Annotated in this window: 10 protein-coding genes and 1 pseudogene; 6 read left to right on the top strand and 5 right to left on the bottom strand. The window is 67.5% G+C overall.

The genetic code is table 11. The features are described from left to right. The coding region (locus IPG50_14985) for a hypothetical protein (GenBank protein ID MBK6693492.1) at positions 1-650 on the bottom strand (650 nt) is incomplete at its 3' end. A gap of 115 nt (positions 651-765) precedes the next feature. On the opposite strand from IPG50_14985, the gene IPG50_14980 reads away from it, so the two are divergent. The 4 genes from IPG50_14980 to IPG50_14965 all read left to right on the top strand — a co-directional run bounded on the left by IPG50_14980 (position 766) and on the right by IPG50_14965 (position 3,643). Beyond that, positions 766-1,773 (top strand): sulfurtransferase, encoded by a 1,008-nt coding sequence (locus IPG50_14980; protein MBK6693491.1) that lies wholly within the window; start codon positions 766-768, stop codon positions 1,771-1,773. A 123-nt stretch (positions 1,774-1,896) separates the two neighbouring features. Further along, on the top strand, positions 1,897-2,421 hold the full coding sequence (locus tag IPG50_14975) for a YeeE/YedE family protein (GenBank protein ID MBK6693490.1): 525 nt from the start codon (positions 1,897-1,899) through the stop codon (positions 2,419-2,421). Next, on the top strand, positions 2,421-3,047 hold the full coding sequence (locus tag IPG50_14970; protein MBK6693489.1) for a YeeE/YedE family protein: 627 nt from the start codon (positions 2,421-2,423) through the stop codon (positions 3,045-3,047). The genes IPG50_14975 and IPG50_14970 overlap by 1 nt, the downstream gene beginning before the upstream one ends. Continuing rightward, on the top strand, positions 3,044-3,643 hold the full coding sequence (locus IPG50_14965) for a rhodanese-like domain-containing protein (GenBank protein ID MBK6693488.1): 600 nt from the start codon (positions 3,044-3,046) through the stop codon (positions 3,641-3,643). The genes IPG50_14970 and IPG50_14965 overlap by 4 nt, the downstream gene beginning before the upstream one ends. 13 nt (positions 3,644-3,656) lie before the next feature. On the opposite strand, the gene IPG50_14960 is transcribed toward IPG50_14965, so the two are convergent. From IPG50_14960 to IPG50_14945, 4 genes and pseudogenes are all read right to left on the bottom strand, one after another. Next, positions 3,657-4,736, bottom strand: a complete 1,080-nt coding sequence (locus tag IPG50_14960) for a hypothetical protein (GenBank protein MBK6693487.1) — start codon at positions 4,734-4,736, stop codon at positions 3,657-3,659. 132 nt (positions 4,737-4,868) lie between these two features. Further along, on the bottom strand, positions 4,869-5,594 hold the full coding sequence (locus IPG50_14955; GenBank protein MBK6693486.1) for a hypothetical protein: 726 nt from the start codon (positions 5,592-5,594) through the stop codon (positions 4,869-4,871). A gap of 131 nt (positions 5,595-5,725) precedes the next feature. After that, positions 5,726-7,439, bottom strand: a pseudogene (locus IPG50_14950) (aminotransferase class V-fold PLP-dependent enzyme). Positions 7,440-7,584: 145 nt separating this feature from the next. After that, positions 7,585-9,003 (bottom strand): sigma-54-dependent Fis family transcriptional regulator, encoded by a 1,419-nt coding sequence (locus IPG50_14945; GenBank protein MBK6693485.1) that lies wholly within the window; start codon positions 9,001-9,003, stop codon positions 7,585-7,587. A gap of 102 nt (positions 9,004-9,105) precedes the next feature. Here IPG50_14945 and IPG50_14940 point away from each other — a divergent pair, with 102 nt between their 5' ends. Both IPG50_14940 and IPG50_14935 read left to right on the top strand, forming a co-directional pair. Then, entirely contained in the window at positions 9,106-10,305 is a 1,200-nt protein-coding gene (locus IPG50_14940) for a DUF1343 domain-containing protein (GenBank protein ID MBK6693484.1), read from the top strand. Positions 10,306-10,384: 79 nt separating this feature from the next. Beyond that, positions 10,385-12,232 carry a serine/threonine protein kinase gene (locus IPG50_14935; protein MBK6693483.1) on the top strand — a complete coding sequence of 616 codons (1,848 nt, stop codon included), beginning with the start codon at positions 10,385-10,387 and terminating at the stop codon, positions 12,230-12,232. The last annotated feature ends 1 nt before the right edge of the window (position 12,233 follow it).

The following is a 12,233-nucleotide window of genomic DNA, read 5'->3' as shown; positions in this document are numbered from 1 at the left end:
CCGCGCCCAAGGCTAATGGCTGCACCCGAGAAGAGTCGGGGGGCGCCTTTGGCGTCGGCGTCGCGGTCCGCCGTGAGACCCGTAACGAACGCCTGATCTCGCGGCACCGATACCGCGACGCGAAACCGATCGCCGGAGCGAGCCGCGAGCGGCCGGAGGAGCCAAGTCCCGGGCGGCGCCTGGAGCGCTGCACCGGCGCGGTTTGCGACCTCGTCGTCTCGTAGCGTTCGCGCCGCTTCGCGCAGCGCGAACGTGTAGCGAAGCGTGCATCCCGTCGCGCAGCCTCGAACGAACCAGGACGTGCCGCGGAGCTCGACGCTCCCCGTCGAAGCTCGCACGTCGGACACGAAGGGCTCGGCGCCCTCCGTCACGGAGAGCTCGGTCCCGTCGTCGATGGCCCCTTCCGAGAAGTGGGCCTCCGCCTCGAGGATGCCGTGCTTCGCCAGTCTGATCTCATAACTCCACGTGGGAGGCCTAGGCGCGCTCGCCACTTGTGGCGGCTTTCGCTCGCCGCATCCGGCGAGCAGGCTCGGCGAGACCAACGCGAGCCACACGCTCAGCGAGACGCCGGGCCCGTTGCTCAACGAGAGGCTCGACAACATGCCTCCTGACCACGTCGGCAGGCGCAACGTCCGCAGGGTGGAGCGCACCGCCAGAGCTTCGGTGTCCGCATGGCAACCGTCAAGACCACTCGCCCCCACCTTCCGAAGTCCGCGCTGTCGAATCGAACCCACGGCCGCGCGGCGCGCGGTAGGCTCGCGCCCCATGAGCAAGGCACCCTCTCTTGGTTTGGCAGCCCTCTTCGTCCTCGTCGGCGCATGCGGTGGCGCTCCGGCAGAACCCGCGACGCCGTCGTCGCCGGCCGCGGCTGGGGCTCCGGCTCACGGCGCGACCCCGGCGGCAACGCCCGCGGCGGCGACGCCTTCTGCCGAGCGCCCGTACACGGTCATTGTCACCGCGGACCGCGTGAAGGCCATGATGGGCGACGCGAAGACGGTCGTTGTCGATGTGCGCAGTCCTGAGGACTACGCCAAGGGGCACATCCCCGGCGCCATCAACTTGCACGGCGAGCTTTGGCGAACGCCCTCGGCGAAGGGCGGCAAGCCGAGCCACGATCTGTTCACGAAGGCCGACGGTTCCATCGACACGGCGAAATACGACGCGCTCCTTGGTGGTGCGGGCATCGCGAACGACTCGAAGGTGGTCGTCTATGGCAACCACAGCGGCAAGGCCGACGGCTCGGTTCCCGCGGTGGTGCTCTTGGCCCTCGGGCACAAAGACGTGATGTTCTTGGACGGCGTCGGCCTCGACCAATGGAAGGCCGCGGGCCAGCCCCTCTCGACAGACGCAAAGAAGCTCGCCGCCGCCACGTACAAATCGGCGCCTGCGAACCTCATCGTGGGGCTCGACCACGTGAAGAAGCACGTAGCGGCGAAAGACGCCGTGCTTCTCGACACGCGAAGCGCCGGCGAGTTTACCGGCACCGATCCGCGCGACAACAAGAAGGCGGGTCACATCCCGGGCGCCGTCAACGTCAACTACGAGGAGCTCCTCGGCAAGGACAAGACGACCGTCAACGCCGCGCAAGCACGTACCCTGCTCACGAGCAAAGGCGTGACGCCCGACAAGAAGGTCGTCCTCTATTGTCAGACCGGCACTCGCGCCTCGCACAGCATGCTGGTCCTTCGTGAGCTCGGGTACACCAACGTCTCGCTCTACGACGGCTCCTTCCAGGAGTGGGGCAACCGCGAAGACACGGCCGTCGAGAAGTAGGCCGCACGGCCTGCTTGTTCGCGCCCACACGCGCGGCGGACCTAGGCTTAGGTCGCACGCGTCAGCGCACGCGCAGTCCCAAATCCTCGCCCTCCGGCGTGAACCACGTATTCTTCGTGGGGCATGGCGGAACATTCAGACCGCGCGCCTCAGCCCTTCGCCAATCCCTATGTGGCCGGCGTTGGGCTCGGGCTCGTTCTCTTGGGCGCCTTCGTCCTCATGGGACGCGGCATCGGTGCGTCGGGCGCCGTGGCGTCGTGTGTCGCGGCGTGCGTCAACGCCGTCTCACCTGAGCATGCTCGGAACGTAGACGCCTTCTCGCGTTACCTCGGGACCGGCCTCCATCGAGACTGGCTCGTGCTCGAGGTGCTCGGTGTCGCCCTCGGCGGCTACGTGTCGGCGCGCCTCGCGGGTCGCGCTCGCGCGACCGTCGACAAGGGGCCCAACGTCTCGGTCCGGACGCGGTTCCTGCTCGCCACCTTCGGCGGCGCCCTCGTCGGCGTGGGGGCGAAGCTCGCCCGCGGCTGTCCGAGCGGCCAAGCGCTCACGGGCGGCGCCATGCTCAACGCCGGCAGCTGGGCCTTCATGATGGCGGTGTTTGCCGGCGGCTATGCCTTCGCCTCTCTCATGCGGAGGCAGTGGAACTGATGGCGCCGCTCTTCAAGTACGGTCTCTTCGGCGAAGGCGTCTCGCTCGCGCTGGCAATCCTCATCGGCTTTGGCTTCGGCTTCGCGCTGGAGCGCGCCGGCTTTGGCAGCGCCAAGAAGCTCGTCGCGCAGTTCTACTTGACCGATCTCGCCGTCTTCAAGGTCATGTTCACAGCCATCGTCACGGCGATGCTCGGCCTCTACTACCTGGCTGCCTTCGGCGTCCTCGATCTCGGCATGGTCTACGTGGAGCCGACGCACCTCCTGCCGCAAACAGTCGGCGGCTTCGTGCTCGGCGCCGGCTTCATCATCGGCGGCTATTGTCCCGGCACCTCCATCGTGGGCATCGCCTCGGGCCGGCGCGACGCGCTCTTCTACCTCGGCGGCATGGCCCTCGGCATCTTCGCCTTCGGCGAGGGGAGCTCGTTCATCGACGCGTTCTACCAGAGCACGCCGAAAGGCGTGCTCACGCTCCCGGAGGCCTTCGGCTTGCCCTATGGTGTGGTCGTCGCGGCGGTCGTGGCGATGGCGCTCGGGTGCTTCCGGCTCGCTGAATGGGTCGAACGGCGCGGCGAGAAGGCCGCGAAGCCTTCGCCCACCGCCGCGGCGCCCGCGCCCGCCGAATGACCACGTCGGCGCCTCGCACGCTCGCCATCGTGGCGGCGCTCTTGGGCGCCGGCGCGCTCGTGCTCCGCGATCCGCCGACTCGTACGCGCGCGACGCTCGACCTCGAGGCGCTCGCGTCGGAGGTCGACCGGGGCGCCGATCATGTCGCGCCCCTCGAGCTTCAAGCGCTCCTCCTTGCCAAGAAGGTGCGCGCCATCGATCTGCGCGCGCCGGCCGAGTTTGAGGCGGGCCATGTGCCCGGCGCCGAGAACATCACGCTCGCGGCGCTCAAAGATTTCTCGGCTCCTCGCGACGCGGCGCTCGTCTTGTATTCGGGCGGCGGCATTCACGCTTCGCAGGCGTGGTTCCTCCTCCGGGCGCGGGGATTTTCGAATGTGAAGTTTCTCCTCGGTGGTTACGAGGAGTGGCTCAGCGCCACCGCGCCGCCGCCTTCCGCGCCGCAAGCCCCCGCGCCACCGGCGAGCGGCGCTCCTAGTGGGCAAGGCCCGGTACCGTCGGCGTCGTCGCTGCCGCCCGCGGAAGCCGGCGTGCCGGCTGCGGGGCGCCCGGCGCCCAAACGGCCGGCCCCCGCGAAGAAGCCTCGCGAGGGCTGTTGATGGTGCCTTCGTATCAGGGCGCCCAGGCCGAGCGCGCCTTGCCGTCTTGGACCAAGAGCGGCGCGAGCGCGGCGTAGGGCACGAGGACGCTCGAGTAGCGCAGGTTGGAGAAGCCGGGTGCCGCGAACGACACACCGCGCTCCGTGAGCAAGAACTCGCTCTTCAGTTTGTCGCCCGACGCACGCGCCGCCATGATGCCCTTGAGCTCGGCCTTGTCGGCCGCCGTCATCATGTCGCGCCGCTCATCGAAGGAGTCGATGATCTTGTTGATCTCGACCAAGATCTCCGCGCTCTTTCCCGGCGTCAGCACCTCACCCCAGAGCTTCACGGAGGAGCCGTCGGCGAGGTAGATGTTCTCGCGCTGGCGCGGCTCGTCCTTGACGCCGTCGTTGGGCAAGTTGGCCGACAGGTAGGTTGAGTACGAGAGCAAGTCGGGCCGCAAGACGCCGAAGCCGGCGCCGCCGAGGACCGACTCCACCGGCGCCTTGCAGAGGCTCTCGGCCTTCGGCACGACCGCCGTGAGCTTCGCGTTGATCGCGTCCTCTACCTTGACGTTGCCCAGACCAAGCACCTCGGCGCCCGTCACCGAAACCTGGCAGGGGTCGCCGCCGGCCTTTTGATAGGTCACCGCGATGGGGCGGCCATCCTTGTCCATGGTCCCCGCGGCGAGGGGCGATAGGCGCGCGGCGGAGTGGCGGCTCACGTCTTCGCTCGCGTCGCCGACGGTGCCGACGAGATCGTTGCCTTCGGGCTTGAGCTTCAGGAGCACGGGGTGCTCCCCCTTGAACGCCAGCAGCCACGTGAGCTCGTACACGCCCGCCGCGTCGACGGTGCCCGTCACCTTGGTCGGCGCAAAGCCGGGCATGCCCCGTTCGTTGTGCTGGAGCCCATAGCCGTCGACCTTGCCGGCCTTGACGGAGAGGCGGAAGAACCACTCGCCGACGTCGGCGCTCGTCATCCGGAACGTGGTGGTCGTCGCCGCGGCCGTCCGCACCTCCGACGCTGTCTGCTCGCCTTCGTCACTGGAGCCGCCGCACGCGGCGGCGAGGGTTAGGGCAACGGTCGACAGAACGCGGATGGTGAAGTGTCTCATGCCGACACTGTGTGCAACACAGGGGCCAAGCCGCCTGGCGCCGCAAGTGTCCGGGATTCGTTCCGAGGCACTTTTGGGAGGGGTCGTGCTTCTCGACTTGAGATCACCTCGAGGGCCAGGTGGCCGCCTTACTCACTCGTCGTCGTCGTCGTCGTCATCCTCGCCGTCCTCGTCGTCGCCGTCGTCGACGAGGCCATCGTCGAGCTCGTCGGCGAGGGCGCGCCGCTTGACGGCTTTAGAGAAATCCGTGGGGCCCGCGACCACCGCCGTGCCCGTAAAGATCTTCCCCGACGCGAGGTAGTCGTCGTCGAGCGCGTCTTCGTTGAACCGGGCGTCGCCGAAATCGTCATCGAAGAGATCGGCGCTCTCGCCGACGAGTCGCTTGATGGTCTTGTCGGCTCGAAGCGCGTCGTCCAAGAGGTAGTAGGCCGTCAAGAAGAGCCACTTGCCCTCGTTGGCCCACGCGCTGGTCCCGCAGTCGGGATCTTCGTCGAGGATGCCGGCCTCGGACGCGTTGGCGTAGGCGTGGTTCGCGATGCGCTTGAGGTAGCCGCGCAAAGACTCGGCCGCCTTGTCGGCCGGCGACGCCGTCTTGGGCTTCGGAAGTACGGCGACTTTCTGAGGGGCCTTGGTGGCCGTGGGCGCCGCGGCCGCGGCCTTGCCACCCTTGGGAGGCGCCTTCATGGCGGGCGCGGGTGCCGCCTTGGCGGGCTTGGGCGCGGGGACCTTGGCCTTGGCGGGAGCCGCTTTGGCCGGCACGCGCGCCTTCGAAGGGGCCGCTTTGCCAGGCTTTTTGGGGGCCGCCTTCGTCGTCTTTGGTGACGACTTCGACTTTTGGGCGGCGCGCTTCGTCTTCATGGGCGGGGACCGTAGAGCAACCGCCACTCGAATGGAACGTGCTCGAAGGGGCCCGGGGCATCTTGGTCGCCCCTATCGGCTTCTTTCGCCCTCGTTTCGGGTGATTTTTTTGGTGCGTGTGCGGCCGCGCGTCAGGTCTTCGGGAGCGCGTCGTTCGCGAGGGCTTCGCTCCCGAGCATGAACCAACGCAGCGATTCGGCGCTCTCCGGCAGCGGCGGTGGCTCGGAGCACGCCGCCATCGGCCCCGACAAGAACAGGCGCGTGGCCTCCGCCAAGCACTCCTCGTACGAAGCGGCAGCCGTAGGGCGCACCGATTCGGGGCACGCGAAGGTGCCCGTCCTGTACGAGAGTTGCCGCAGCGACAGCGGCGCCGGGCTGGGCCGCCGGTGTTGCCAAGCGCCGCTGACGGGATCGAAGCGATACTCGGGCAAGAGGCGGTGCCCGTGGCTCGCCACCAAATCGATGGCGCGCACGACGAAGGAGAAGGCATCGTCGTCGATGAAGTAGTTGAAATTGACGCGCACCCAGCCGGGCTTCATGCCAACGCGACCGCTCACGATTTCGCGCTCGTATTCGTGCGACGTATCGAGGTCGATGGCGAGCAAGCGATGCCCGTAGGGTCCCGCGCAAGAGCACCCGCCGCGGGCCTGGATGCCGAAGAGGTCATTGAGGAGCCGCACGACGAATCCGTGATGAAGGCGTCGCTCGTTCTCGTGGACGATCTCGAAGGAGAGGATTGAGAGGGCCGGGGCCGCGGGATTGCCGAGGACCCGGATGCGCGGGTTTCGGCTCCAGGCTTCAATGGCGCGGCGCCGGAAATCTTTCTCGCGCTCGAGGATGAGGTCGGCGCCGATGGCGCTCTTCAGTTGGAAGGCGAGGCCTGCGCGGATCGATTCGAGAATAGGAGGCGTGCCACCTTCCTCGCGGTGCACCACGTCCTCGAGGTATCGATGAGCTTCCGGGTTGACGTAGGCCACGGTGCCACCGCCAGGCACCGACGGCACGCGGTTCACGAACAGGTCCTTCTTCGCGACCAAGACCCCGGGGCTCCCGGGCCCCCCGATGAATTTGTGAGGCGAGAGGAAGATCGCGTCCTTGTAGGCGAGAGGAGCCCCACCTCGCGCTTGCGGATTCATCTCGATGGGCACGTAGGGCCCGGCCGCCGCGTAGTCGAAGAAGGCGAGGGCCCCGTGCTTGTGCAAGAGCGCCGCGACGGCGTCCGTGTCGGTGAGGATGCCCGTCACGTTGGACGCGGCCGAGAAGCTTCCGATGCGAATCGGCCGCTTGGCGTAACGCACGAGCCCTTCTTCGAGCTCACGCATGTTGACGTGGCCGTGCTCGTCTTCGCTGATCTCGATGACGTCGGCGATGGACTCGCGCCAAGGGATCTCGTTGGAGTGGTGCTCGTAGGGCCCGATGAAAATGACCGGCCGCTCGGCTTCCGGGATCCGCTCGGTGAGCTTGTACTTTCCGTCGAGGTCGGCGGGAATCCGCAGGTTCATGCACTCGATGAGTCGGTGCACGGCCCCCGTGGCGCCGGAGCCTGCGAAGAGCACGACGTCGCCGTCGCCGCCGCCCACCGCTTCGTGGATGATGGCGCGCGCGTCTTCACGAAATCGGGTCGTCTGCTCGCCGGTGCCCGATGCCTCACTGTGGGTGTTCGCGTAGAGCGGCATGACGCGCGCCCGCATGAAGTCCTCGATGAACTCGAGGCACCGTCCCGACGCCGCGTAGTCCGCGTACACGAGCCGTCGGGCGCCGAAGGGGCCCCTCGATGATGGTGTGATCGCCGATCACGGCCTTGCGCACCGTCTCGAGCAGCTTCTCTCGTGACTCGTCGTTCATGCTCATGACCCCACGTACCGACTCTAGAGTGTATTTCGCGCCTTTGCGACCCTCGCTCCCCGTAAACGTGAACGTGCCCGTGCACGCCTCTCTCTCCGCCCTCCGCGCGTGCTCTTGTGGGGCAAAGAGGCCCCCGGTTCGGCCCTCACAGGTCCAGAATCTCGTAGTCCTTAATCTTATAAAGCAGGGCCCGATGGCTGATTTCTAGGATCTCGGCGGCCCGCGTTCGGTTGCCCTTGGTCTTGGCGAGGGCGCGGCGAATCAGGATCTCTTCGATGGCCGCGACGGTCTTCTTGATGGAGAGCTCGCCGCTCGCGAGCTGCACCGCCACCGGATCGAGCGCCTCACGGACGCGCTCCGGAAGGTCCGACACCTCGAGCATGTCGCTCTCGGCGAGGACCATGGCACGCTCGATGGTGTTCTCGAGCTCACGCACGTTGCCGGGCCACGCGTACTCGAGGAGCATGCGCCGCGCCTCCGGTGACACGCCGCGGACCTGCGTGCCGAGGCGCGTGTTGTTCCGCGACAGGAAGTGGTCGATGAGGAGGCCAATGTCGTCGCGTCGTTCGCGCAGCGGCGCGATGGCGATGGGCAGGACGTTGATGCGATAGAACAAGTCCTCGCGGAAGCGGCCCGCCTTGGCCTCGGCGGCGAGGTCGCGGTGCGTGGCCGTGAGGATGCGCACGTCGACCTTGATGTCTTTGGTGTCGCCGACGCGGCGAATGGTCTCTTCTTGGAGCGCGCGGAGGAGCTTCACCTGCAGGTTCAGCGGCAGCTCACCGATCTCGTCCAAGAGGAGCGTGCCTTCGTGGGCCTCTTCGAAGAGGCCGCGCCGGTCCGAGCTTGCGTCCGTGAAGGCGCCCTTCTTGTGACCGAAGAGCTCACTCTCCAGCAGTGACTCGGGGATCGCGCCGCAGTTGATGGCGACGAAAGGGCCGCTCTTGCGCGCGCTCCTCGCGTGGATCGCCCGCGCGACGAGCTCCTTGCCGACCCCGCTCTCGCCGCTGATGAGGACCGTCGTTTTGTAGTCGGCGATCTTCGAGATGGTCTTGAAGACGTCCTGCATTTGCGGGCTCTTCGCGAGGATCGTCTCGAACTGATGCTCCTTCTTGATTTGCTCCTTGAGGGCCCGGTTCTCGCGACGCAGAAGCTCGCGCTCCTCCGCCTTGCGGAGCGCCAGGACAACCTCGTCGGGCTTGAAGGGCTTGGAGATGTAGTCGTACGCGCCGGCCTTGATGGCCTCGAGGGCTAGGTCGACGTTGCCGTAGGCGCTCATCACGATGACCGTGGCGTGCACGTTCTTGGCGCGCAGCGTCGCCAGGAGATCGAGGCCGCCCATCTTGGGCATCCGGACGTCGGTGAGGATGACGTCGGGACCGAAGGCGTCGAGGGACGCCAAGGCCTGCTCAGCGCCGTCGGCGACCTCCACTTCATAGCCGTGCTTGCGCAGCAACGTCTTTAGGACGAGCCGGATGTTCTCTTCGTCGTCGACCACCAGGATGCGCTTCAACGGGGGCTCCTTGGGTACCGGCGTCGCGCCGACGCCGGTACGTAAAACCTTCATAGCCAATCTATGGGATTCCCTGAGGGCTTGAAATGAAGCATTTCGAATGCGCAAACGGTGCGTACTGCCCTCGCAGGCGGGGAGCGGGTACGGTCGGGGCCCATGGAGACAGGACTCGATCGGCTGCTTTCCGAGGCGCCCCTCTCGCGGCTCTTGCGTGGCACCAAGGTGGGCGTTTTGGCGCACCCCGCGTCCGTGACGCGCGACCTCGCGCACGCCGGCGACGTCTTCGAGGTGTTGGGCGTTCGGCCCAAGGTCTTCTTCGGTCCGGAGCACGGCTTCGGAGGCGAGGCGCAAGACATGGTGGGCGTCCAGCACGGCAAGACGCGCCACGGGATTCCCATCCGCAGCCTCTACGGTGACAGCCTGCTCGAGCTCGTCCCGCAGGCCGAGGACCTCTCCGACGTCGACCTCCTGGTCGTCGATCTTCAGGACGTTGGCTCGCGCTACTACACGTTCGTTTGGACCGCGGTCCTGGCGATGCGCGCGGCCGTCGACGCGAAGAAGCGCGTGCTCGTCCTCGATCGCCCGAATCCCATCGGCGGCGATCTCTCGCAAGCGGAGGGGCGGAGCCAGCTCATGGCCTATCGCTCCTTTGTTGGGCTTGAGCCTATCGCCGTTCGGCATGGCCTCACGCTCGGTGAGATTGTCGCCGCCGAAGCCGAGAAACACGGCGCGTCGCCCGAGCAGGTGCAAGTCGTCGCGGTGCGCGGCGACGCAGGGCGTGGCGGCGCGGACACCTGGGACCGTCCTTTCGTGATGCCGTCGCCCAACATGCCGACGCGCGAGACGGCGCTCGTCTATCCGGGCGGGTGTTTGCTCGAGGGCACCAACCTCTCGGAGGGGCGCGGCACGACGAGGCCGTTTCAAGTCTTCGGCGCGCCCTTCATCGACGGTGCGGCGCTCGCGAACGCGTTTCACGCGCTCGACCTCCCGGGCGTGCGCGTCCGGCCGCTGACCTTTCGCCCCACGTTCCACAAGTTCGCCGGCGAGACCTGCGGCGGCGTCGAGGTCTACCCCATCGACGAGCGCCGCTTTCTCCCGGTCGCGACCTACGTGGCGCTCATTGCCTTGTGCGCCGAGCAAGCGCCCGAGCGGTTCGCGTTTCGTACCGAGCGCTACGAGTTCGTCGACGACATCCCGGCCTTCGACCTCTTGACCGGTGACGGGCAAGCGCGAGCCATGATCCTCGAAGGGGCGAGGCCCCTCGACGTCGCCAAGAGCGTCTCGGAGCTGCGCGGTGGCGACGCCGACGCGCTTCGTCGCGCTCGCGAGGCCTTCTCGCGCTACGCGATTTCCTGACGCGCAAGACGACGCGTCGCCATCCACGCGCCATTCGCCGGTTCATCGCGAGCAACGCTTCGGCTAACCTTCGTCTCTTATGGCTCAAAAGCCCGATCCCGCCCTCCTTGGGCGCACCATCGCCGGCAAGTTCGTCGTCGATGCGGCCATCGGGGGCGGAGCCATGGGAGCCGTCTACCGCGCGAGGCATTTCGCCCTCGACAAGGACGTGGCCATCAAGGTCATGCACCGCGATCTCTCGCGCGATCCGGCGTACGTGGCGCGCTTCCTCCGCGAGGCGAAGGCCGCTTCGCGCATCGACCACCCGTGTTCGGTTCGCGTCATCGACTTCGGCGAGGAGCCCGACGGCCTCTTGTACCTCGCCATGGAGCTGCTCGACGGTCGCGACCTCTACACGGTGCTTCACGACGACGGTCCTATGCCGCCGGAGCGCATCTGCGACATCTTGCTCCAGATGCTGGCCGCCATCGCGGTGGCCCACGAGATGGGCGTCGTCCATCGCGACATCAAGCCAGAAAACATCGTCGTGCTTGCTGGCACCGACGACGAAGGCAAGCCCCACGATCTCATCAAGGTCTGCGACTTCGGCGTCGCCAAGATCACCGATCGGCGTGGTGAGAAGCCCGCCGTCGCGACGGGACCAGCCATCACGACCGAGGGGCTCGTCGTTGGGACGCCCGAATACATGTCGCCGGAGCAGGGCCGCGGCGAGGTGCTCGACGCGCGGAGCGATCTCTATTCGGTCGGCGTCATTCTCTACCAGATGCTCGCCGGCAAGGTGCCCTTCGAGGCCGAGAGCGCCTTGGGCATCGTGCTCAAGCACGTGACCGAAGACCCAACGCCTCCTTCGGCGCTACGGCCCAACGTCGATGGCGCGCTCGAGGCCATTTGTCTCCGAGCGCTGAAGAAGAAGAAGGAGGAGCGGTACCAGACGGCGCGCGAGATGCGCGCGGAGCTCCGCACGGCCCTCTCGGCGCATGGCGGCTCAACGGCGCCGCACCGAAGCCTCACGGCCGCGGAAGCGCAAGCGGCCATCGCCTCGCGCGTCGTCGTCGGCGCGGGGCAAGAAGAGGTGCCGCAGAGCACCGCCGACACCGCGGTGGCCTTCGACTCGTCGGCCATTCGCGCCGTTCGTCCGAGCGTGCCAGCGAAGAGCGAGGTGCCCGAATCGATTCCGCCACCGCCGGGCGTCCGGCCCCGTTGGGGTGGCATCCTGCTCGGGGCGCTGCTCCTCGCCGTGGCCGGCGGCGTCTTCGCGTTTTTGGTGAAGGCGAAGCCGACTCCGGACAAACCGAGCCCCATCGCCAGCGCGTCGGCGAGGTCGGTGCCCTCCGTGGCCACCGCGATGCGCGACCCGTCGAACGTGGACGTGTCGGGCGCACCGACGGTCGATGAGAAGGGCGCGGCGAAAGCGCCCGACAAGAAGCCGAGGGCCGTGGGAACGAAGGGCTCCGCGGCCTCCGTCGACGTGGATGGCGGCCCGCTTCGCGTCGCGTCGATGGGAGGGACCTTGAATGACGGCGGCGCGCCTGCCGTCGCGTTCTCCGACGGTGGCGTGGCGCTCGCTTTCGCCGACGCGGGGTCGGCCAAGTGGGACGCAAAACAAGGCAACGTGACGGTGCAAGCCGTGAGAGCGCTCGGCGTCAGCCCCGAGACGCTTCGAAAGGCTGTGCCGCTGACCACCTTGGTGGCCTGCTATCGTAGTGGCCTCACCGGCAAGGGCCCGCGCCCCGTCCCGTCTCACATGACCTTGCACCTCGACGCCAACGACGACGGGCGCGTCAATAGCACCACGCTCACGGGCTCGCCGCCCATCGCGAAGAGCGCGGGCACCTGCGTCATCAACGCGATGATCGGGAAGACCATCGGTGGGGACGGCGGAGCGCTCGTCTCTGGTGATGTCGAGTTGGTCTTCAGCGTCGACTGAA

The organism is Myxococcales bacterium (genome assembly GCA_016703425.1).
Taxonomy (GTDB): Bacteria; Myxococcota_A; Polyangia; order Polyangiales; family Polyangiaceae; genus JADJCA01.
The sequence above is the reverse complement of the archived record's forward strand: the minus strand, read 5'-3'. Positions and strand labels throughout refer to the sequence as shown.